This is a genomic window from Streptomyces sp. NPDC005181 (assembly GCF_040608395.1).
GTDB lineage: Bacteria > Actinomycetota > Actinomycetes > Streptomycetales > Streptomycetaceae > Streptomyces.
This window is the reverse complement of the sequence record NZ_JBEXID010000054.1, coordinates 1-22,145: the sequence shown is the minus strand read 5'-3', so window position 1 is coordinate 22,145 and position 22,145 is coordinate 1. Positions and strand designations below refer to the sequence as shown.

Below are 22,145 nucleotides of genomic sequence, written 5' to 3'. Positions count from 1 at the left end.
CACTCTCAGCCGGCCGGGGACGGGGGTGCGGTGAGCCGCGGCGGGGTACCCAGATGCTCGCCGACCCGTTTGACGAGGCGGGCCATCTCATAGGCGACCAGGCCGATATCGGCGAAGGCCGTACTCAGTACGGCGAGGCAGGAGCCGTCCCCCGCGGCCGCGACGAACAGGAAGCCCTCGTCCATCTCGACCATCGTCTGGCGTACGTCTCCGGCCTGGAAGTGCCGTCCGGCGCCCTTCGCGAGGCTGTGGAAACCGGAGGCCACCGCCGCCAGATGCTCGGCGTCCTCGCGGCTGAGCGCGCTGGAGGCGCCCACGGCCAGACCGTCGTTGGAGAGCACGACGGCGTGCCGGACTTCGCCGACCCGGGCCACCAGATCGTCCAGCAGCCAGTCGAGTTCGCCCGAGCTCCGGTGCACCTCTGTCCTCTCGTTCGCAATCATGCGTAGTCTCCTTCGCTGCCGGGGCGGTGGCGGGGTTCGGTGGTGGTCCGGAGGTGTGCGGGCGTGCCGGGGGCGGAGCCGCCGCCGCGTACCCAGCCGTTGCGGTAGGCGGTCATCCGGTCCCTGGCCTGCTCCGGGGTGCGCTCCACCGGGCTGTCCGTGCCGCTTCCGTCGTCGCGTCGGGCCGGTTCGGGACGGGGCTCCTCGCGCAGTTGCGGAACGAGGCTGGCCTGCCGTACACGGCGGGGCAGTGTGCCGTCGTCGTCCGGGTTGCTGCTCTCGCTCCGGGGCGTCGGCCTGACCTCGGTCCTGGCCTCTGTCCCGTCCGCGTCGGTTCTGCGGGCACGCGGGCGCAGCGAGGTGACGCCGGCCGGGGTACCTGTCCGGGATTCGAGGGCGTGCACCGGCGCCGGGGCGGGGAACGCCGTGGCCTGGGGGCGCACCGCACGCGGGCCCGGTCCGGATCCGAGCGGCACACGGTCACCGTCGCCGTCGCCGTCGCGTCGGCGCTCGACCGTTGTCTTCTCCGGTGCGGCCGCATCCTTGCCCGCCGGAAGTGCACTCTGCAGCAGAGCGGTCGGCAACAGGACCACCGCGGTCGTTCCGCCGTACGGTGAGGTGCGCAGCTTGACCTTGATGTGGTGCCGGACCGAGAGCCTGCTGACCACGAAGAGGCCGAGTCGGTCGCTGTCGAAGAGATCGAGGGCCTCCGCCTGCTCGATGCGCCGGTTGGCCTCGCCGAGGAGCTCGTTGCCCATGCCGAGTCCGCGGTCCTCGATCTCCAGGGCGTAGCCGTTGCCGACGGGCTCGCCGCTGATCCGCACCTTGGTGTGTGGCGGTGAGAACTGCGCGGCGTTCTCGACGAGTTCGGCGAGGAGGTGGGTGAGGTCGGCGACCGCCGCACCCTTGACCGCGGCGTCGGGCAGTTGCCGTACCTCCACCCGGGCATAGTCCTCGATCTCGGAGACGGCCGCGCGTACGACATTGGTCAGCGGTACGGGCATCCGCCACGCACGCCCGGGGGCCGCGCCGGACAGGATGATCAGGCTCTCCGCGTGCCGCCGCATCCGGGTGGTGAGGTGGTCGAGGCGGAACAGGTTGCTCAGTTCGTCGGGGTCGTCGGCGCGGCGCTCCATGCTGTCGAGGAGGTTGAGCTGGCGGTGGACCAGCACCTGGCTGCGGCGGGCGAGGTTGACGAAGACTCCGGAGATGCCGTCGGCCAGTTCGGCTCGTTCGACGGCGGCGGTGAGGGCGGCCCGGTGCACGGTGCCGAGGGCCTCGCCGACCTGTCCGATCTCGTCGTGAGGGGCCAGGCCGGGCGGGGCCTCGGCCTGGATGTCGAGCTCCTCGCCGGCCCGGAGTCGTTGCATGGCGCGGGGCAGTTTGCGGCGGGCGATCTCCAGTGCGCTGTTGCGGAGACTGACGAGTTCGACGACGAGCGCGCGGCCGATGCGTACGGAGATGACCAGCGAGGCGGCAACGGCGACGCAGCCGAAAAGGACGGCCGCGCCGGACGGGCTGAACAGGCCACGGGTCAGCGGGTCGGTACGCTTCGCCGCCCCTTCTGCGGCGTGGGTGCCGATGGTGCGCAGTTCGCTCCGTACACTCGCGGCGGCTGTTTCCCAGTCGGCGGTGTTCACCGCCCGTGCGGCTTCCTGCCCGGGTGATGCCGCCAGCACCTGATCCTCGGCCGCCTCGATCCGGCGGTATGCGGACCGGTCCGTGAACTTCTGCCAGGTGACGCGTTCGGTGGCCGGCAGGTCGGCGCCCGCGCTCTCGATGAGATTCCTGCGGGTCTCCACCGCTCCGGTGAACTGCACCAGTTGATGGCGGTCGAGGCTCTTGGTGAGGCCGGCCGTGGCGAGCAGGGCGTCCTCCCGGGCCAGCATCTCGTCGGCGCGGGCCAGTTCGAGCAGGACCCGTGCGTCGGATCCGAGAGCGTCGTCCTGGATGCCGGTCAGCGCGCCGGAGACGGCGAAGCCCGCGGTGACGGCCCGGGTGTACCGGTCGAACACCGCGTTCTCGTCGCTCTCCTGCTTCCCGTCCCGGTCCCGGTCGCCCGCTGTGCGCAGTTCGTGGGTGCGTTCGAGGAACCGGTCGAGCCGGTCGGCGACGCCCGCCTGAAGGTTGCCCGTGTCGGCGATGGTGTGCTGTTTGTCGAGTCGCAGGGCAGCGAGCGCGCTATCCGTGCGGCCGGCCTGCTGTTCCAGGGCGGCGGCGCGGGCGCTGCTGGGGGCGACGGTCTGGAGCAGGGCACCTCTTCGTTCGGCCTGGAGTGCGGCGACAGCGGCCGATATCGGGGCCCGGACCTCTTCGTCGACCAGCTGCAACTGCCGTAGCCGCGCCACGTCCTGGGCCGTGTTGACGGTGGCGAAACCCCAGAGGGCGAGCAGCGAGACCACGGGCACCATCAGTAGCGAGACGATCTTCGCGCGTACGGTCCTCGGGCGCAGTGTCCAGCGTCCGCGTGGCCCGGATGTGTCCTGCGTCAGCAGCAGCCGCACCTCGTGATCGGCGCTCTCGTCGGCCGGCGGCCCCGCGTGCGCGCGTCGTCCGCGCGCCGCGGGCGGGGGCGAGGACTCGGGCGGGGGCGAGGACTCGGGCGAGGGCGAGGACTCGGGCGAGGGCTGGGGCGAGAGCTGGGCGCTGGGCCGTGCGGCGGCCGTCGCGCCGGGGTCCGGGGTCGTGCGGGGTGGGCGCATGGCCTCCTCGTTCCGGGTGTGGAGCTGGGCAGGAGTGATATGGACGCCGGCGGGCCGCGGCGTCAGGGCGTGGCGGCGGGCGACGGGTCGTGGCCGCGCGGGTCACGCCGTGTCCGGGGATCGCGTCCGCGTGGGGTGAGTCGCCCCGGGGCCACGGCGTCCGCTTCGGCGGGTTCCGCAGTGCGCTCGGCGGAGACGTACGCAGCACGCTCCCGGGCCGTCGGCGAGAGGGCGACGAACGCCGACGTCAGGAAGAGGTACGAGCCCAGTCCGACGGCCAGAGGGAAAATGAACTGCATCGTCGTCGCCCCGGGGAGTTCCGTACCGGAGGGGGTGACGCTGACGCCGACGGCCATCATGCCCGTGTAGTGCATGCAGCTGACCGCCGCGCCCATGACGAGCGATGCGAGGGCGACGGCACGCGACGACTTGATGTTCAGCGCCGCCCACAGGGCCGCCGTCGCGGCGACGACGGCGATGACGACGGAGAGTGCGACCCGCAGCGGGTCGTAGTGGATCGTGCCGTGCAGCCGCAGTGCCACCATGCCGAGGTAGTGCATGCTGGCGACGCCGAGTCCGGTGCCGAACCCTCCGACGAGCAGTGCCCTGGTGCGGTCGCGGCTGTAGCCGACGGCGAAAATACCGCAGCCGACCACCACCATGGCGCCGAGCAGGCTGAGCAGGGTCAGCGGCACGTTGTAACGGATGTCGGTGCCGGTCACGCCGAAGCCGAGCATCGCGACGAAGTGCATCGTCCAGATGCCGGTGCCGAGGGCGGATGCGGCTGCTATCAGCCAGTTGCGGCGCGAACGGCCGCTCGTATCGAGTGCGCGCACGGTGCAGCTCAGTCCGAGCGCCGCGCCGATCACTGCCATCGCGTACGACAGCGCAGGTGTCAGCCAGCCGAAGGTGGCGTGGTCCAGGTGTCCCATGAATCGGGGACGCTAGTCGCGATGGGGGCGCACGCCTGGGGCGCATTTCGAAAGCTGCCGGAATATGACAGAGAAATGTCCCCGAACGATCGCACAGTGCTCGAACGTGCACGCCGATTCCCGTGGTTTCGTTCCATTTCGCTCCGGCGGTCGCTGCGCAATCATGTGCGTATGGCCGATGACCACACGCATGTCCAGGACTTCTTCACCGCCCGCGCCGCGGACTGGGACACCCGCTTCCCCGACGACGGTCCTGCCTATGCGGTCGCCGTCGAAGCACTCGGGCTGCGCCCCGGCGACGCCGCGCTGGACGCGGGATGCGGTACCGGACGGGCGCTGCCCGCGCTGCGCGACGCCGTCGGGCCGCGGGGCACGGTTCTGGGCGCGGATCTCACCCCGGCGATGCTCCGGGCGGCGGTACGGGCCGGACGCGACCGGAGCGGTCGGCTGCTGCTCGCCGATGTGGCCCGGCTGCCGCTGCGGACCGCCTCCCTCGACGCGGTGTTCGGTGCCGGGCTCATCTCGCACCTGTCACACCCCGGACCGGACCTGGCCGAGCTGGCGCGCGTCGTTCGGCCCGGCGGGCAGCTGGCGCTGTTCCACCCGATCGGCCGCGCCGCGCTCGCGGCGCGCCACGGCCGCCGGATCACGGACGACGATCTGCGGGCAGAGCCCAACCTCCGGCCGCTGCTGGCTCGTTCGGGCTGGCGGTTGGACTCGTACATCGATGAGGATGCCCGATTCCTCGCACGCGCCGTACGGGCGGACTGACCGGCGGGCGGGCCGAGCGGGCGCGGCCGCTGGGTCTACTCGACCGGTGCGCCCGGCCGCCGGTTGTGCGGGACCGGGCAGCCTCCGGTGCCGGGGGTCGGGAACGTACCGAGCGCGGCGACCTCGTAGCCGTCCGGGTAGCCCTTGATCTCCGGGTTCTGCCGCGCGTAGTGCGCGGTGGAGCGGGGCGGCAGCAGCCGCACGGCGCGCGCCCGCAGCCGCAGCGCGCCGCGGGTGAGACCACGGGCGACGGGGCCGGGACGTTCGTAGCGGAAGACCTGCAGCAGCGCATCGTCGAGGAGCGCCAGGCTCGCCTTGCGTACGACGGGTGCGAGCGGGCTCGGATACCAGGAGCCCATCAGCGCCAGCGTGGCGTCGGAAACCTTGCGCGCTCCCTCGTCCCACCCGAAGTGCTCGTCCTCGTACGCGTCGAGAGTGCGCTCGAACTCCTCGAACGTCTGAGGCACGCCCCTGATGCCCATGTGGGCGCCCAGGGTGCGGTAGTAGACGGCGAACGCCTGCAGTTCATGGTCGGAGAGCCGGCGCCAGCCGTACCTGTCGATCCAGCGCTTCGGGACGACGACGAACGTACACAGCACATAGCGCATGTCGTCGTTGCTGATGTCGTAGCTGCGGTGCATCTGATTGATCCGGCGGATCGCCGTACGCCCCGAATCGCTGTCGAAACCGTGCTCCACGACGGCGTCGAGGAGGAGCGCGGTGTCGTCGTACCGCATCTGCGAGCGGTCCGTCAACTCTGCTGTCTCGGCAAGAAGTCGGCCGATGCTGGGGACGGCGTATGTTCGGTAGAGGGCCAGTTCGAGGGCCCGAGTGATATCCCAGGGGAACTCGTAGGTGGCCGTGAGCCGGTAGATCTCCAGGAAGTTCCGTTCCGGATCGAGACGCTGGATCTCCTTCAGCCGGTCGTATCGCTTCACCGCGCGGTCCCCGTTCCTCGGTCTGAGGTCCAACTCTACGTCGAGGGGGAAGACCGTAAGTACGTACGAACACAGCTTGCGTGCACGGCTTCCCAGGGAAGGCGGTCCCCATGATCGACATGTTCGGCAGTCTGCGGAAGGTGGTCTCCTCCGGCCGCAAGGCCGGGCGGCCCGTGGCACCGCACGAGGAACACCGGCCCAAGCAGCACAATCTGTTCGAGGCGGCCGCCGGCTATGTGTCGGCGTGTGCGGAGGACGACCAGGACCGGATGGACGAGGCGAGCGGCTGGGTGTCGCCCGAGGCACTCTCCTTCGGAGTCAATGAGCTGGCCTGCCGGGCCGTAGTCGCACTGGCGCGCGAGCGCGGTCAGTCGCCGCAGGTCGTGGCCCGTAGGCTGCTCGGCCTGCCCGCCGACTGAACCGCACCGTCCGCTCGACCACGCACGATGGGTCTTCCCTTGTCAGGGCCTCGACGACCGGGTTACCCACTGGTTATGGTGCGCCGACGGAATACCATGAGGGACGAGGAGAGTGCTGTGGCCGGGACGGACGACGCGGTCGCCGAGGACGACGCACTGTATGTGCTGACCGCGGTGCTGCTCACACCCGCGCAGTTCCCGAGCGTGCTCGGTGACGACTACCCGGCGGCCTGTGCAGCACTCGGCCTCGAACCGTACGCCGAGGGCTACGGACTCGTCCTCGGCCAGGACGGCGACGGTGCCCGGTGGACCGTCGTCGTCGACGACGTGTCGCTGGTCGCCGTCGCCATCGCCTCGTGGGACTGCGGCATGGAGTACGACCTCTCCCCCGATGACCGCTCGGTGGTCTGCGCGCTCCCCGGCTGGCCCCTCGCACTGGCGGTCGCGGCACCGGGGGTGCCCGCACCCCATGACCCGCAGCCGGACCCGGAGGCCGAGGGCACCGATCTGCCGCCGCTCACCCCGCCCGACACCGAGACGTGGGGGCCGGCGCAGCGGCGGCTGGGCGCGGACGAGATCGCGTTGCAGTGGGCGGCGTGGCGCGACCAGATCGACGACGAGACGACGTTCACCGGGTCGAACGGCACGGATGTTGCCGATGACGCGGATGGCGGGGACGCCGGGGATGGGGCCGACGGCTCGCACGACCCGAGCGGTCCGGACCGTGCGGACAGCGCCCAGGAGTCGGATGCCGGAGATGACACCGGTGCCGACGCGGGTACGGACTCGGCCGCCTATGCGGCAGGGGAGAACTCGCCCCACTCCACCGCGCTCTCCGGAAGCCATCCCGGTGTGCGACGCGTTCTCGCGGAAGCCCATGCTTACGTCGACAACCCGCCGCCGCCCGGACGGATCCGGTCCTCCTTCGCCCCCGGCGGCGCGCGGACCCTGCGCGCCGACGGACCCGGCTGGTCCCTGGTCGCGAGGACCGACGACATCGCGTTCGTCCTGCTGGACGAGGAACCCGGCGAGGTCCTGCCGGTGGGACGCGGGGCGGCTCTGCCCGGTCTGCTGAAGGCACTCGACGCGCTCGCGGTGCGGCCGGCCTGAGCCGCGGGGCTCAGGCCTCGGCCGGGCGGTGACCGAGGGCCCGCAGGGCACGAGCGGTGCGCCGGTGCGGCTCGCTCGCTACACGCGGTCCAGCGGCCGGTGCGGCTCGGCGGGCAGCTCGACCTTGACCGGGTCGCCCGGCCGGACCGTGCCGCCGGACGTGACGATGCCCATGATCCCGGCCTTCCGCACGATGTTGCCCGCCGCGTCCCGGCCCACGACCTGCTTCAGCAGGCCGTCCTGGAAGTTGTCGATCTGCAGGCACGGGTTGCGTAGGCCGGTGACCTCGACGACGGCTTCGTCGCCGAGGAACAGCAGCGTGCCGACGGGGAGGCCGAGGAGATCGATGCCGCGCGTGGTGACGTTCTCCCCCAGATCCCCGGGAGCTACCTCGAAGCCCGCCTCACGCAGCTCCTCGAACAGCTCCTCGTGGATCAGATGGACCTGGCGCAGATTCGGCTGGGTGGGGTCCTGCGCAACGCGGGAGCGGTGCTTGACCGTGACCCCCGCATGCACGTCCCCCTCGACACCGAGCCCGGCCAGCAGGGTCACGCTGTCCCTGTTCGGCTTGGTGAAGGTGTAGGTGCCGTTGCTGCTCACCACGGTGACTGTGCCGCTCATGTACGGAGACCCTCCATCTCTTCGGCCTGTCGTCTCAGCGACCGATTTCCTTGCGGGTGATCCTGCGGAGCCTGCGCCGCTGGGAGGGATCCAGCATCAGATAGGCCACCGCAGGCACTCCGATCAGCACCACCAGCGACAGCCAGAATCCGATGAACGGCATCAGGATGACAGCCGCGACGACTCCCCCGATGGCGATCTTTGCGCTGTTCGACATCGTCCACGCCTCCTTTGCGGCACGAGCCGCTTCTGCTGTGAGAACGCCTGTGCAGGCCTGTCGGTTCCAGCTTGCACCAGCGCTTGTCTCGATGGGGTGCCCGAGTCGACTGACCTGAGCGGGTTGCTCAGCGAGTCGTCTCAGCAGGTTGCCTCAGCGGTTCGCCGACTTCGTGCATGTGCTGCAGCGCCTGCCGGTAGGACTCGACCGGCCCGGTCTCCGCGTACGGCATGCCCAGCGACTGGCAGTGGGCCCGCACCAACGGCTGCGCCCGGCGAAGGTGGGGGCGGGGCATGCTCGGGAACAGGTGGTGTTCGATCTGGTAGTTGAGCCCGCCGAGGAACCAGTCGGTGAGGAGGGCGCCGCGTACGTTGCGCGAGGTGAGGACCTGTCGCTGGAGATGCCCCCAGCGGTTGCCCTCGGGGTCGGGCATCTCCATGCCCTTGTGGTTCGGTGCGAAGGCCATGCCCAGGTGGAGTCCGAACAGCGCGTGGTGCACGAGCGCAAAGACGACGGCCTTGCCGGGGGACAACACGGTGAGCAGCAGCGTCGCGTAGAGCCCGAGGTGGGCGACGAGGAGCACTGCCGACAGGACACGCTCGCGGGCGGGCTGCTGCCGCAGGTACTGGAAGCCGGAGATCTTGAGGGCGATGCCTTCGAGGAGCAGCATCGGGAAGAACAGCCGGGCCTGGTTACGGGTGAGCCAGCGGGCGAAGCCTTCGCGCTGGGCCGCCTGCTTCTGCGACCAGACGAGGGCGCCGACGCCGACGTCGGGGTCTTTGTCGATGTGGTTGGGGTTGGCGTGGTGGCGCACGTGTTTGTCGTTCCACCAGGCCTCGTTCATACCGAGGAGGAGGTTGGCGTGGACGAGTCCGATGGCCCGGCTCGCCCGGCGGTCGCCGGTTATCTGGGCGTGTCCGGCGTCGTGGCCGACGAACGCGGTACGGGACCAAAAAATCGCCAACGGCAGTGCGAGCAGCAAGGCCCACCAGGTGTTACCGAGGAACACCAGGCCGGTGAGCACGCCGCCCAGGGCGAGAAGATCGGCCGTGATGACGGCCGCGTACCACCCGGTGCGCCGCTCCAGGAGTCCTTGCGCCCTTACGGCCCGCAGGAGCGGCGCGAAGTCGCTGCCTCCGCCCCTGTCAGCTGCCGCGCGTCCGCCGAGGGCCGTACTTCCGTCGCTGCTGTCCGTGCTTCCGGCACGGTCGCGGGGGCGGTCCGCGACGGTGACTGCGGCCTGGGGCATGTCGTCTCCGGTCTCTGAGTGGCATGGGAAGCTGCTCTGACCTGTTGAAACGTATGGGCAGGGGTCATGCGGCAACCATGGCGCCACCACCCGGAGTTTCGGGGGGTAGCCCCCTCCCCGGAGAGGGGTGCTGGCTGCACCGGGCTGCCCGCAGGCGTCGCCGAAGTGAGCTGGATCACGGCGATTCCCCTCCCGGAGGGCGTCACCGGTGGAGTACCCTCGGCGGCCTTGGCCCCCACTAGTCAAATTTGAGGAATCCACATCGCTGTGCACAGGCCCCCTGCGGCCACCCTCGACGAGATCTCCGCACTCGCCCGCTGCTCCGTCGTCTTCCTTCCCGCGGATCCCTCCCGTACCGGCCGGGTCGCCTTCTGGTTTCCGGACGGCAGCAGCCCGCCCGATGCGCCGGGGACTGTCGGGGAACTGACCGTCGTGGGAGCCGATGCGCGCCCCTACGGTGTTCCGGCGCTGCTGCTGCCAGTACGGGCCGCACTGCCCGTACTGACCCGCGCACGGGCCTCGGCGCAGGCCTCGTCCTCGGCCGCGTTCTGGGGCGCGGCCGCCCTCCTCGCCCTGCAACTCGCCGCCCGTGGACTGCTGCTGCCGGGGCTGAGCGGCTCCGACCACGACGCCTGGCGGTCCGGTCCGCTGACTGCCGCCGACCTCGACCGGATCCGTGACCTCGCTGCTTCCATGCCGCCCACCGCCCATGCCGTGCCGCTCGACGAGGCTGTGGAACCCGTGCTGCTGCCGGAGCCGGAGCGACTGCTGCGCGGGTTCCTCGACGCGGTGGCCGACGGGCTGCCGCGCACGCCCGCCGCGGTGTTCGCCACCGGAAGCCCGGCCTTCGCTGCCGACGCGCCGCAGCGTCTGCCCGAGCGCCGGGCCTGGGCCGCCGATGTCGCGGCCGGGCACGACGCGGGTGTCCGGCTCTCGCTGCGCGTCGAAGTCACCGGTCTGACCCCTGCTCACGAGGACGCCGAGCACGGTGCCGGGCCGTCCTTCCGAGCGGTCCTGCAGATCCACAGCGTCAGCGATCCGACGCTGGTCGCCGATGCCGCCGACGTCTGGGCGGACACGGCGCCCACCGCTGCGGGGTTCGGTCCGCGGGCACGGATGGACGCCCTCCTCGCCCTGCGTCGCGCCGCCCGGGCCTGGCCGCCGCTGACTCCGCTGCTGTCGGCCGCCGTACCGGACTCCGTCGAGCCGGCCGACGAGGAGATTGCCGAACTGCTCGGTTCCGCCGCACGGGCGCTCGCCGCGACCGGGGTCCAGGTGCACTGGCCCAAGGAGCTCGCCCGCACGCTCACCGCACGCGCGGTGATCGGCCCGCCGGACGACGGGGAAGGCGGGCACCCCGGCGACAGCGACCGTGAGTCCGGGAACAGACAGTCCGCGTCCGACGCCCCGTCGTTCCTGTCGGCCGACGCGCTGCTGGCGTTCAACTGGTGGTTCGCGCTCGGCGACCAGAAGCTCAGCCGCGCCGAACTGGACCGGCTGGCCGAGGCCGGCAGGCCGCTCGTCCGGTTGCGCAACCAGTGGGTGCTGATCGACCCCGACGAGGCACATCGTGCCCGCGAGACGCAGGACCGCAAGGTCACGCCGATCGATGCCCTCGGGGCCGTACTGACCGGTTCCACCGAGGTCGACGGCCGCCGGGTCGACGTGCAGGCGACGGGCTGGCTGGAGCAACTGCGGGCTCGGGTCGCCGATCCGGAGTCCGGTGCGCAGCAGACGGCCGGTCAGCCCGCCGCACTGGCCGCGACGCTGCGCGACTATCAGCTGCGCGGTCTGAACTGGCTGCACACCATGACCTCGCTCGGCCTCGGCGGCTGTCTCGCCGACGACATGGGCCTCGGCAAGACCATCACCCTCATCGCGCTGCATCTGCACCGTCAGAGCATCGAGGAGGCCGCCGGACCGACCCTGGTGGTCTGTCCGACCTCGCTGATGGGCAACTGGCAGAGGGAGATCGAGAGGTTCGCCCCCGGCACACCGGTACGTCGCTTCCACGGCGCGTCCCGGAGCCTGGAGGGCCTGCTGGACGGCGAGTTCGTCCTCACCACGTACGGCACGATGCGGCTCGACGCGGCGAAGCTCGCCGGGGCCGCCTGGTCCATGGTGGTCGCCGACGAGGCGCAGCACGTGAAGAACCCGTACTCGGCGACCGCGAAGCAGCTGCGGACGATCGGCGCGCGGGCGCGGGTGGCGCTCACCGGCACTCCCGTGGAGAACAACCTCTCCGAGCTGTGGGCGATCCTCGACTGGACGACGCCCGGACTGCTGGGCGGGCTCGGCACGTTCCGCACCCGGTACGCGCGGGCGGTGGAGGGCGGCAACGACCCGGCGGCGGCCGAACGCCTCGCCTCCCTGGTGCGCCCGTTCCTGCTGCGGCGGCGCAAGTCCGATCCGGGCATCGCTCCGGAGCTGCCGCCGAAGACGGAGACGGACCGGGCGGTCTCGCTGACGGCGGAGCAGACCGGTCTGTACGAGGCGGTGGTACGGGAGACCCTGGCCGAGATCTCCGGCGCCGACGGGTTCGCCCGGCGCGGCCTGGTGATGAAGCTGCTGACGGCGCTGAAGCAGATCTGCAACCACCCGGCGCAGTACCTCAAGGAGGAACATCCGCAGATCGCGGACCGTTCGGGAAAACTCGAGCTCCTCGACGAACTGCTCGACACCATCCTCGCGGAGGACGCGAGCGTGCTCGTGTTCACCCAGTACGTACAGATGGCGCGGCTGCTCGAACAGCATCTGGCGGCGCGCGGGGTACGCACCCAGTTTCTGCACGGCGGCACTCCGGTCGCCGAGCGCGAGGCCATGGTGGACCGGTTCCAGGCGGGCGAGACGCCGGTCTTCCTGCTGTCGCTGAAGGCGGCCGGTACGGGGCTCAACCTCACCCGGGCGGGCCACGTGGTGCACTTCGACCGCTGGTGGAACCCGGCGGTGGAGGCCCAGGCCACCGACCGTGCGTACCGCATCGGGCAGACCCAGCCGGTGCAGGTGCACCGACTGATCGCCGAGGGGACGATCGAGGACCGGATCGCCGACATGCTGGCCCGCAAGCAGGGCCTCGCGGATGCGGTGCTGGGTTCCGGTGAGACGGCACTGACCGAGCTGACGGATGCGGAACTGGCCGATCTGGTACAGCTGCGAGGGGGCGCGCGATGAGCGACACGAATGAGACCGACGGATACGCGAACGACGGGCACGAGGGCGACGAGTACGACGGCGACGGATACGCGGACAACCGTTACGAGGGGGACGGATTCGCCCCCGCCGGCGGCGGAGCCGACGTGTCTGTGCCGGGGCAGGAACGTACCTTCGCCGCTCTGCCACCCGCGCGGGGCCGCGGCTTCGCCGAGTCCTGGTGGGGCCGGGCCTGGCTGAAGGCCCTCGAAGACACGGCGCTCGACGGCGAGCAGGTCAAGAAGGGCCGCCGGTTCGCCCGCGAGGGAAGGGTCGGCGCGGTCTCTGTACGGCCGGGGCGGATCACCGCAGTCGTCCAGGACCGGGACGCGACCCCGTACCGCAGTGATGTCCTGCTCCAGCAGCTGAGCGAGGAGGAGTGGGACCGCTTCCTGGGCATGGCCGTCGACCGGGCCGGGCACATCGCCGCGCTCCTCGACCGGGAGATGCCGCCGCATCTGGTGGAGGACGCGGCGGCGGCCGGGGTGGATCTGCTGCCCGGGATCGGTGATCTGGAGCCGGAGTGCACCTGCGAGGCGTGGGACCACTGTCCGCACTCCGCCGCCCTCTGCTACCAAGTGGCGCGGCTGCTGGACCAGGACCCGTTCGTCCTGCTGCTGATGCGGGGGCGCGGTGAGCGGCGGGTGCTCGACGATCTCCAGGCGCGGATCACGGCCCGGGCCGCGCAGCGGCAGCCGTCGGCGAAGCCCTCCGAGGCGGAGGACCGGCGTGCGCGCGGTGTACGGGCCGACGAGGCGTTCGCCGCTCAGGACATCCTGCCCCCGCTGCCCGCTCCGCCGTCGCTGCCCGCCGAGCCCGGCCCCCCGCCGTCGCTGGACACGGATAGCGGCCCGGAGCCCGGCCTCGACCCGGCCGCCCTGGAAGTGCTGGCGGCCGACAGTGCCGTGCGTGCTTACCGGATGCTGGCGGAAGCCCTGGCGCCCGACCATGAACAGCAGCCGGTGCAGGCCGATTTGACGCCGGAGCAGGATGCCGTACGGCTGGGCGCCGATGCCCGTCCCGAACCCTGGATCATGACACGGCTGGCCACCGGATCGGGGCGGCAGCGGGCCGAGCTCGATGCGGCGGTGCGCGCCTGGGGTTACGGCGGGACTGCCGCGCTCACCGTGCTCGACGAGGAGTGGGCACCGGATCCGGAGTCCCTCGCCCGGGCCCGCAGCCGGCTCGCCGAGGCATGGGAGGACGGCGAGCGTCCGCAGCTGCGGGCGGTGCGCAACCGGTGGACCGTAGGGGGCGGCGACGTACAGCTGCGGTACGGGCGGGACGGGCGCTGGTGGCCGTACCGCAAGGAGCGCGGGCGCTGGATTCCGGCGGGCCCGTCGGACGACGACCCGGCGGCGGCGCTGGCGGGAGCGCTCGGCAAGGGGTAGCGACCGTCGGCGGGCCCCGTCCCACCGGGCGCCGCCGCATCCGACTGCCCCAACTCCCGTGCGCCGCAACGATTTTCGGCCGCATGCCGTCTTCCGCCATCCGCGTCGCGGCCGTACGGTGGGGCGCGCGAGACGCTCGGCCGTACATCGGACAACGCATTCCGGTCAACGGACAAGAGGGAGTCACGGAGTGTCGGGGGAATCGGAAACCACACTGCTGCGCGATGCCGTCGGGCTGCGCGAAGTTCTCTTCCAGAGCATCACGGCGATGGCGCCCGCCGCCGCCATCGCCGCATCGATCCCGTCCGGGGCCGCGTTCGCCGGGGGCAGTCTGCCCCTGTCCGTGCTCGTGGCGCTGGTGGCCTGTCTGTTCACCGCGTCGTGCGTCGCGGAGCTGGCCCGCCACCTGCCGGCGGCCGGTTCGGTCGCCACATACTCCGCACAGGGCCTGCATCCGACCGTCGGCTTCCTCGTGGGCTGGGGCTATGTCTTCGTCGAGGCGCTGGTGCCCGCGCTGCTGCTGCTCCAGCTCGGGTTCACGACGGCGGGCACCTTGCACCAGGAGTGGTCGTCGTACCCGGCGGACCTGTGGTGGCCGTGGTCGCTGCTGGGTGGGGTCGTCATCGCGCTCGCCGGCTACTTCGGGGTTCGGGCATCCGCCCGCTTCGGCACCGTACTCGGCATCTTCGAGGTGCTGGTCTTCGTCGTCTTCGCGGTGCTGCTGATCGGCCAGGCCGGCTCGGACAACACCCTGTCGGTGTTCGGTACGTCGCACACCGCGGACGGCTTCGACGGCATCAGCGGGATCTTCGCGGGCTCCGTCTACACCGTGCTGGCGTTCGCGGGCTTCGAGGCGGCGGCGCCGCTCGCCGAGGAGACGAAGAACCCGCGGCGCACGATGCGCCGGGCGGTGCTCGGCGCCGCGCTGTCGATCGGCCTGGTGTACGTCCTCACCACGTACGCCATGTCCGTCTACTTCGGGCCGGACAAATTCGCCGGATTCGGCGCTTCGGGGGCGGCGTCGTGGGAAGGCGTGGCCCGTGCCTCGTTCGGGTTGTTCTGGGTGCTGCTCTTCCTCGCCGTCGTCAACTCCACCGTCGCCAACGCCAACGCGTGCGCGAATGTGTCGACGCGTACGGCCTTCGCGCTGGGGCGCATCGGCGTGTTCCCGCAGGCGTTCGCCCGGCTCCATCCGCGGCGGCGCTCCCCCGTCACCGGGGTGACCGCGCAGTTCGTGATCGCGGTCGGAGCGACGCTCGGGCTCGGCTTCGGCTATGACCCGGTGACCGCGTTCGTGCTGCTGGCCACCGTCATCGTGACCGTGATCATCGGTGTGTACATCGTCGTCAACCTGGCCTGCGCCGGGTACTTCCTGCGCCGGCGCCGCGACGCGTTCAACCCCGTCCTCCATCTTCTCTTCCCGGTGCTGGGCATCGCGGCGTTCGTACCGGCGCTGCTGACAGCCGCAGGGATCCCGGTGTTCGACTTCGTCTCGGAGCTCAGCGCCCCCGTCTCGTACGCCGGTCCGGTCGTCGGTATCTGGATGCTCATCGGCATCGTTGTGCTGGTGGTGCTGGTGCGCAGACATCCGGAGCGGGTGGCCCAGACCGGACGGATCCATCTGGACGAGGCCCCGGAGGCCGTCGTCGACATCGAAACAGGAGCAGCACAGCGATGAGCGACCCACAGATCCTGACGGTTCGTCCCAAGGAGGGCGAGTACGCGTGGACCTTCGGCGGTGCGGCGCCGGTGGCCCGGATCGAGCCCGGTACCTTCCTCAATGTGTACACGGAGGACTGCTTCGCGGGCCGGGTGCGCTCGGAGAAGGACCTGGTCTCCGCCGTCTGCGAGTTCCCGTTCCTCAACCCGCAGACCGGTCCGTTCCATGTGGTGGGGGCGGAGCCGGGCGACACCGTCGCGGTGCACTTCGTATCGATCGAACCGGCCAGGGACTGGGCGGCGTCCACGACCGTGCCGCTGTTCGGCGCCCTCACCTCCACCCATACGACAGCTTCGCTGCAGGCCCCGCTGCCCGAGGTGGTGTGGATGTGGCAGCTCGACCGGGCCCGTCGCACCTGTCTCTTCAGCGCCCGGGACAGCGACATCCAGGTGGAGCTGCCGATGGATCCTATGCACGGCACGGTCGGGGTGGCTCCGGCCAATCTGGAGGTGCGGTCCGCCCTGGTGCCGGACGCGCACGGCGGAAACATGGACACGCCCGAGATGCGGGCCGGGGTCACCTGCTACCTGGGGGTCAATGTCGAGGGTGCGCTGTTGAGTCTGGGCGACGGCCATGCCCGGCAGGGTGAGGGCGAGACATGCGGGGTCGCGGTGGAGTGCGCGATGAACACGGTGGTGCTGGTCGAGCTGCTGAAGGGGGTCGCAACGCCGTGGCCGCGGATCGAGTCGGACACCCATCTGATCTCCACCGGCTCCGCCCGTCCCCTCGAAGACGCCTTCCGTATCTCGCAGTTGGACCTGGTGCAGTGGCTGGCACGTGACTACGGGCTCTCCGAGCTCGACGCGTACCAGCTGATCAGCCAGGCCGGTGAGGCTCCGTTGGCCAATGTCTGCGACACCAACTACACCTGTGTGGCGAAGATCCGCAAGGAGTGGCTGCCCGCAGGCGATCCTCATCGTGGGCTGCACCGTCATCTGCGGGAGACCGCCACACTGCTGCCCACCCTCTGAACCCGCAACAGCCTGGCCCCGGTCTCCCTTCCTCCCCCACAGGAGCGTTCATGCACCGCAGAAGGATCCTCCAGGGCGCTGTGGCGGCGGCTGCCGCCGCCATGGTCCCGGCCTCCACCCGCGCCATGGCCTCGTCCGCGGCGGGATCCACCGACTATCCGCTCGCACACTGGACGCCCGCCTCCACCTCCAACTACACGGTCTCGACGCGTCCTTCGGCGTATCCGGTGCAGTACGTGATCCTCCATGTCACGCAGGAGACGTTCTCGGACACCATCGGAATCTTCCAGAGTCCGGCGAAACAGGTCTCCGCCCACTATGTGGTGCGGTCGGCGGACGGATACGTCGCGCAGTGCGTCCGGGAGCAGAACATCGGCTGGCACGCTGGTAATTGGGACTACAACACCCGCAGTGTCGGCATTGAGCACGAGGGCTGGGTGGACCAGCCGACGTACTTCACCAACACGCTGTACGAGCAGTCTGCGCTGCTGACCGCGTCGGTCTGCGACCGCTACAGCATCCCCAAGGACCGCGCGCACATCCTCGGCCACGCCCAGGTACCCGGCACCGATCACACCGATCCCGGCCCCCACTGGGACTGGGTGCGCTACATCCGCCTCGTCAACCTCTTCAGCACCGGCTGACCCGCAGCCCCGTACGACTGCTCTCCGCACCGAGGTTGTCGCAGAGCCCGACTGCGACGACGATGGGGGTGCACGACCCCTGGACGGGAGGGTGAGTTGACGGACCCCTGGATAGCCCTGACCGCGGATACGGACCTCGTCGAACGGCTCGGCGAACTGCGCCACGCACACGAGGTGTTCACCACTGCGGGACGGCTGGAGCTGCCGGTACGATCCGTGGTCGGCGAGTCGTGGCGACGCTCCGCCCGGGCGCGGGTCAGCCCGGACGGTGCGGCCCAGGTCGAGCTGGGCGCGGACGAGCTCGGACCTTACCGGGAGGGACATCCGCTGGCCCGCGCCATGCCGGTGATCCGTGAACTGATGAGTGCGTACGCCACGGACGGCGAGCATCTCCTCGCGGTGTGCGATGCGCACGGCAGGCTGCTCTGGGTCGAAGGACACGAGACGACACGACGACGCGCGGGGCGGATGAACTTCGTGGAAGGCGCTCGCTGGTCCGAGTCCGTGGCCGGGACGAACGCACCGGGGACAGCGATCGCCGTGGACCGGCCGGTACAGGTGTTTGCCGCCGAGCACTTCCTGCGGCCGGTGCAACAGTGGACCTGCGCCGCGGCGCCGCTGCACGATCCGCGCACAGGGCGGGTGCTGGGCGCCGTCGACATCACCGGCGGGAACCGGCTCGCGCACCCGCACAGTCTGGCGTTCGTCCAGGCGGTGGCGCGCGCGGCCGAGTCCCAGCTCGCACTGCTCGCGCCCTCGCCCGCCAGGGAGTCCGTACAGCTCAGTGCACTCGGCCGGGACGAGGCACTGCTCGTCGCGGGCGGCCGCAAGCTCCGGCTCAGCAGGCGGCACAGCGAGATACTGGTGACGCTGGCCCGCCACCCGGAGGGCCTGAGCGGCGACGAACTACTCATCGAGCTGTACGAGGACGAATCGGTGACTCCGGTGACACTGCGGGCCGAACTCTCCCGGCTGCGAAGGCTCCTCGGCCCCACACTGCTGCTCTCCCGTCCGTACCGGTTCGCCGCCCCGGTCGACGCCGACTTCGACACCGTGGCGCGCAGGCTGGCATCCGGCGCGGTGGCAGCCGCGCTCAGCGCGTACGCGGGACCGCTGCTGCCCGGTTCACAGGCACCCTCCGTCGCCCGGCTGAGGCGCCGACTCGACGATCAGCTGCGGCAATCACTGATCGCACGCGGTGACCCGGGACTGCTGGCAGACTGGGCGTACAGCCCGTGGGGCGAGAACGACCTCCCGGTGTGGCAGGCACTGGCCGCGGCAGCGCCGCCCGGGCAGCGGCCGGCGCTGCTGGCAAGGGCGCGCGAGCTCGACGCCGAACAGCGCTGAGCGCCGTCCGGCGGATCGGAGCCGGGGACCGCGACGCCCAGCACGACTGCGCCGCGCGCAACGGGCTTGCAACGTTGCGCTGCCTAGCCTCGCGCCGAGGGCCGTCCAACGGCGGGCGGCACCGGATCCGGGAGGCCACAGAGATGACCCGTTACGCTGCGCCGGGCACCGAGGGCGCCATCGTCTCGTACGAGTCCCGCTACGACCACTGGATCGGCGGCACGTACGTCCCGCCGGCCGGCGGCCAGTACTTCGAGAACCCGAGCCCCGTCAACGGCCGCCCGTTCACCGAAATCGCCCGCGGCACGGCCGAGGACATCGAACGCGCCCTGGACGCGGCACACGCAGCCGCACCGGCCTGGGGAGCCACGGCCGCCGGCGAGCGCGCCTCGGTCCTCAACCGGATCGCCGACCGGATGGAGGCGCATCTGGAGGAACTCGCAGTCGCCGAGAGCTGGGACAACGGCAAGCCGGTGCGGGAGACCCTGGCCGCCGACATCCCGCTCGCCATCGACCACTTCCGGTACTTCGCGGGTGCGCTGCGGGCCCAGGAGGGTTCGCTCAGCGAGATCGACGACGACACCGTGGCGTACCACTTCCACGAGCCGCTCGGCGTGGTCGCTCAGATCATTCCGTGGAACTTCCCGATCCTGATGGCGACCTGGAAGCTGGCCCCGGCGCTCGCCGCGGGCAACGCGGTGGTCCTCAAGCCGGCCGAGCAGACCCCGGCCTCCATCCATGTGTGGCTGAGCCTGGTCGCCGATCTGCTGCCGCCGGGTGTCGTCAACATCGTCAACGGGTTCGGCGCGGAGGCCGGCAAGCCGCTCGCCTCCAGCCCGCGGGTCGCGAAGATCGCCTTCACCGGCGAGACCACGACCGGGCGGCTGATCATGCAGTACGCCTCCGAGAACATCAAGCCGGTGACGCTGGAGCTGGGTGGCAAGTCGCCGAACATCTTCTTCGACGACGTCTGGTCGGAGAACGACGACTTCCGCGACAAGGCCCTCGAAGGGTTCACGATGTTCGCCCTCAACCAGGGCGAGGTGTGCACCTGTCCGTCGCGTGCGCTGATCCAGCGCGGCCACTACAGCGAGTTCCTGGAGGCAGGCATCGCCCGCACTGAGAAGATCGTGCCGGGCCACCCGCTGGACACGGACACCATGATCGGTGCGCAGGCCTCCAACGACCAGCTGCAGAAGATCCTTTCCTATCTGGACATCGGCCAGCAGGAGGGTGCAAAGGTCCTGTCGGGCGGTCAGAAGATCGAGTACGACGGCGAGCTGGCAGGCGGCTACTACGTCCAGCCGACCATCTTCGAGGGCGATAACCGGATGCGGGTCTTCCAGGAGGAGATCTTCGGCCCGGTCGTCGCGGTGACGTCCTTCTCGGACTTCGACGACGCGATCAGCACGGCGAACGACACGCTGTACGGCCTCGGGGCAGGCGTCTGGACCCGTGACATCAACACCGCGTACCGGGCGGGCCGCGCGATCCAGGCAGGCCGGGTCTGGACGAACTGCTACCACGCCTACCCCGCGCATGCGGCCTTCGGCGGCTACAAGCAGTCCGGGATCGGCAGGGAGAACCACAAGATGATGCTGGAGCACTACCAGCAGACGAAGAATCTTCTGGTGTCGTACTCGCCGAAGAAGCTGGGCTTCTTCTAGACGCACGAGAAAAGGCGCCTGACCTGGGCTTTCACCCGTCAGGCGCCTTTCACTCAGCCCGCTCTCGACCGAGCCCGGCTTGCGTGCTAACTCCCATTTCCTCCCACTGCTGTACCCCTCCCGACCAGTGCTTCCGGACCAGTCACGGACCAAACCCCCGGTTCAGCCCTCGGGTGCGTCACCTTGGCTGACGCGCTGCCACTCGTTCATGGATTGCTCGATGAGGCGGTTCGCCTACTCTCGAAAGCCGTCGAGGAACTTGGCGTAGTGGCGAAAGAGAACCTCGATGCTCTGACCGGCGCGGCGGGCGCATTCGGCCGGGTCCACTCCGGAGTAGAGCCAGAACGAGATCCCGGCGTGCCGGAGATCGTAAGGTCGCTTGGCCAGGCGAGAAGTCCGCTCGGTACGATTCAGGGCGTGCTCCCGGGCCCGCGCCCACGTGATGCCGTAGGCGGCAGCGTCCAACGTAGTTGCCAGCCTGGTTCCGGAAGAGTCGACCGTCGGGTGCCACATCGAACCGTTTCACATGGGCACGCAGCATGCGTACGAATTGCGGCGGGATGGGAATGGGTCGCGTCGCGCTTGCCGCGCGACGCTTGAGCGAGCGCACCTCGTGCACCTCACCGTCGTCGGTCCACTCCTTGCCAGACGTGACAACCCCGCCCGAGAGGTTGAGCATCCCCCATCCAGTCTTCGGCAAGTGACATTGATCGATCCGAAGATGGATGACCTCAGCCGGCCGCACAGCCGCGAAGTACATGCAGCCGAAGAACGCCCCAAGATGAGGACCCCGCCCCCGCTGGCGAGCAACGGACTCGAGCAGGCGAAGCACCTGGGCCGCGACGTCCTGCCTGAAGTGAAGAAGGAGCTCGACCGGCTGCTCGCCCTGGCCCCGGCCGTCCGGCCCACGACCACGCCGACCCATCCCCAGCAGGCCCGCCCCCAGGGCAACGGCGCGGCGCCCAACCCCGCCCCGCCACATTCCTCTCCCCCGCCGGCCGACGTGAGCGCGGCGGCGCCGCCGCTCGTCATCGACGGATCCAACCTCGCTTGGAACGGCCGCCCTCCACGCACGGCGGGCGGCAGGCCGAGCTTCGCTGCGTTGGAGGCGGCTGTGCGGTCGCTGCGGTTCAAGCATGCTGACCGCGACATCCACGTGGTGGTCGACCCCACCCTTCGCCACGACGTGTCCCCCGAGGAGCGGCCTCGCGTGGAGGCGGCCATCGCCGAGGGCACCGTCGTACAGCCTCCGGCCGGGACCGAGGGCCGGGGTGACGCCCTGGTGATCAGCATCGCCGAGGAGGTCGGCGGGGTCATCGTCTCGAACGACAACTTCGCACCGTTTCAGCGGGCGAGTCCGTGGCTGCGGGATTCGGGACGGGTCATGGGGGCCACCCACTCACAAGGGGTGTGGGTCTTCAACCGACGCGTACCGAACCCGGCGGCGCCCGCCCAGCGGAGATGACGCGCTCGGACGGACACGGAACGGACGAGGACCGAGACTCCTTCTGCGTAGAAGCCCGGTCGGGATGGTTCCCGGCGGGGCTTCCCCGTTCGCCCGTTCTCGCACAGCTGTCACGAACTGGGCGGACACTTCCGGACCACGAGGCTTTGACGTGCAACTTTGCGCCCGCGTTGGAGTGGCTGGACGCCCATGGCGACAGACTCGCCTGCCTCCAACATGATCGGGGCGTAGGTGTGCCGCAGCACGTGGAAACCTGTCAACGGCCATCAGGATGCCCAGGTGGGCGGCCGGGGGTTCTCCCGGTTCGTGGCCACCAGAATTCCAGGCTGATGGCCAGTGGTGTTCCTGG

At 70.5% G+C, this 22,145-nt stretch carries 18 protein-coding genes; 11 read left to right on the top strand and 7 right to left on the bottom strand.

Annotation, left to right across the window (positions count from 1 at the left end; genetic code table 11):
• Positions 1 to 5: 5 nt before the first annotated feature.
• The 3 genes from ABZV38_RS27680 to ABZV38_RS27670 form a co-directional block, all read right to left on the bottom strand.
• A complete protein-coding gene (locus tag ABZV38_RS27680; RefSeq protein ID WP_356331150.1) occupies positions 6 to 443 on the bottom strand; it encodes a roadblock/LC7 domain-containing protein in 438 nt (145 codons plus the stop codon).
• Complete coding sequence (locus ABZV38_RS27675) at positions 440 to 3,145, bottom strand: nitrate- and nitrite sensing domain-containing protein (RefSeq protein ID WP_356331149.1); 2,706 nt, start codon at positions 3,143 to 3,145, stop codon at positions 440 to 442. Before ABZV38_RS27675 ends, ABZV38_RS27680 begins: the two co-directional genes overlap by 4 nt.
• Positions 3,146 to 3,207: 62 nt before the next feature.
• On the bottom strand, positions 3,208 to 4,077 hold the full coding sequence (locus ABZV38_RS27670; protein WP_356331148.1) for an MHYT domain-containing protein: 870 nt from the start codon (positions 4,075 to 4,077) through the stop codon (positions 3,208 to 3,210).
• 171 nt (positions 4,078 to 4,248) lie between these two features.
• Here ABZV38_RS27670 and ABZV38_RS27665 point away from each other — a divergent pair, with 171 nt between their 5' ends.
• Positions 4,249 to 4,848 (top strand): methyltransferase domain-containing protein, encoded by a 600-nt coding sequence (locus ABZV38_RS27665; protein ID WP_356331147.1) that lies wholly within the window; start codon positions 4,249 to 4,251, stop codon positions 4,846 to 4,848.
• A gap of 35 nt (positions 4,849 to 4,883) precedes the next feature.
• On the opposite strand, the gene ABZV38_RS27660 is transcribed toward ABZV38_RS27665, so the two are convergent.
• Complete coding sequence (locus ABZV38_RS27660; protein ID WP_356331146.1) at positions 4,884 to 5,786, bottom strand: oxygenase MpaB family protein; 903 nt, start codon at positions 5,784 to 5,786, stop codon at positions 4,884 to 4,886.
• A 110-nt stretch (positions 5,787 to 5,896) separates the two neighbouring features.
• Here ABZV38_RS27660 and ABZV38_RS27655 point away from each other — a divergent pair, with 110 nt between their 5' ends.
• Both ABZV38_RS27655 and ABZV38_RS27650 read left to right on the top strand, forming a co-directional pair.
• Positions 5,897 to 6,205: a hypothetical protein gene (locus tag ABZV38_RS27655; RefSeq protein ID WP_356331145.1), complete on the top strand. Its 309-nt coding sequence runs from the start codon at positions 5,897 to 5,899 to the stop codon at positions 6,203 to 6,205.
• 117 nt (positions 6,206 to 6,322) lie between these two features.
• On the top strand, positions 6,323 to 7,315 hold the full coding sequence (locus ABZV38_RS27650) for a hypothetical protein (protein ID WP_356331144.1): 993 nt from the start codon (positions 6,323 to 6,325) through the stop codon (positions 7,313 to 7,315).
• A gap of 78 nt (positions 7,316 to 7,393) precedes the next feature.
• Here ABZV38_RS27650 and ABZV38_RS27645 read toward each other — a convergent pair whose 3' ends face one another.
• The 3 genes from ABZV38_RS27645 to ABZV38_RS27635 form a co-directional block, all read right to left on the bottom strand.
• Positions 7,394 to 7,936 (bottom strand): MOSC domain-containing protein, encoded by a 543-nt coding sequence (locus tag ABZV38_RS27645; protein WP_356331143.1) that lies wholly within the window; start codon positions 7,934 to 7,936, stop codon positions 7,394 to 7,396.
• 34 nt (positions 7,937 to 7,970) lie between these two features.
• Positions 7,971 to 8,153 (bottom strand): hypothetical protein, encoded by a 183-nt coding sequence (locus tag ABZV38_RS27640; RefSeq protein ID WP_356331142.1) that lies wholly within the window; start codon positions 8,151 to 8,153, stop codon positions 7,971 to 7,973.
• Between the two features lie 127 nt (positions 8,154 to 8,280).
• Complete coding sequence (locus tag ABZV38_RS27635) at positions 8,281 to 9,402, bottom strand: acyl-CoA desaturase (protein WP_356331141.1); 1,122 nt, start codon at positions 9,400 to 9,402, stop codon at positions 8,281 to 8,283.
• A 267-nt stretch (positions 9,403 to 9,669) separates the two neighbouring features.
• Here ABZV38_RS27635 and ABZV38_RS27630 point away from each other — a divergent pair, with 267 nt between their 5' ends.
• The 8 genes from ABZV38_RS27630 to ABZV38_RS27595 all read left to right on the top strand — a co-directional run bounded on the left by ABZV38_RS27630 (position 9,670) and on the right by ABZV38_RS27595 (position 21,796).
• Complete coding sequence (locus ABZV38_RS27630; protein ID WP_356331140.1) at positions 9,670 to 12,573, top strand: DEAD/DEAH box helicase; 2,904 nt, start codon at positions 9,670 to 9,672, stop codon at positions 12,571 to 12,573.
• The gene (locus ABZV38_RS27625; RefSeq protein ID WP_356331139.1) at positions 12,570 to 13,982 is read left to right on the top strand and encodes an SWF or SNF family helicase; all 1,413 of its coding nucleotides are present in this window, start codon (positions 12,570 to 12,572) and stop codon (positions 13,980 to 13,982) included. The genes ABZV38_RS27630 and ABZV38_RS27625 overlap by 4 nt, the downstream gene beginning before the upstream one ends.
• Positions 13,983 to 14,172: 190 nt before the next feature.
• Positions 14,173 to 15,660 carry an APC family permease gene (locus ABZV38_RS27620; protein WP_356331138.1) on the top strand — a complete coding sequence of 496 codons (1,488 nt, stop codon included), beginning with the start codon at positions 14,173 to 14,175 and terminating at the stop codon, positions 15,658 to 15,660.
• A complete protein-coding gene (locus ABZV38_RS27615) occupies positions 15,657 to 16,673 on the top strand; it encodes an acetamidase/formamidase family protein (RefSeq protein ID WP_356331137.1) in 1,017 nt (338 codons plus the stop codon). The genes ABZV38_RS27620 and ABZV38_RS27615 overlap by 4 nt, the downstream gene beginning before the upstream one ends.
• Before the next feature lie 50 nt (positions 16,674 to 16,723).
• Positions 16,724 to 17,317 carry a peptidoglycan recognition family protein gene (locus ABZV38_RS27610; protein WP_356331136.1) on the top strand — a complete coding sequence of 198 codons (594 nt, stop codon included), beginning with the start codon at positions 16,724 to 16,726 and terminating at the stop codon, positions 17,315 to 17,317.
• 96 nt (positions 17,318 to 17,413) lie between these two features.
• Positions 17,414 to 18,664: a GAF domain-containing protein gene (locus ABZV38_RS27605; RefSeq protein WP_356331135.1), complete on the top strand. Its 1,251-nt coding sequence runs from the start codon at positions 17,414 to 17,416 to the stop codon at positions 18,662 to 18,664.
• Between the two features lie 143 nt (positions 18,665 to 18,807).
• Positions 18,808 to 20,331 (top strand): aldehyde dehydrogenase family protein, encoded by a 1,524-nt coding sequence (locus tag ABZV38_RS27600; RefSeq protein ID WP_356331134.1) that lies wholly within the window; start codon positions 18,808 to 18,810, stop codon positions 20,329 to 20,331.
• 781 nt (positions 20,332 to 21,112) lie between these two features.
• Entirely contained in the window at positions 21,113 to 21,796 is a 684-nt protein-coding gene (locus tag ABZV38_RS27595; protein ID WP_356331133.1) for a hypothetical protein, read from the top strand.
• The last annotated feature ends 349 nt before the right edge of the window (positions 21,797 to 22,145 follow it).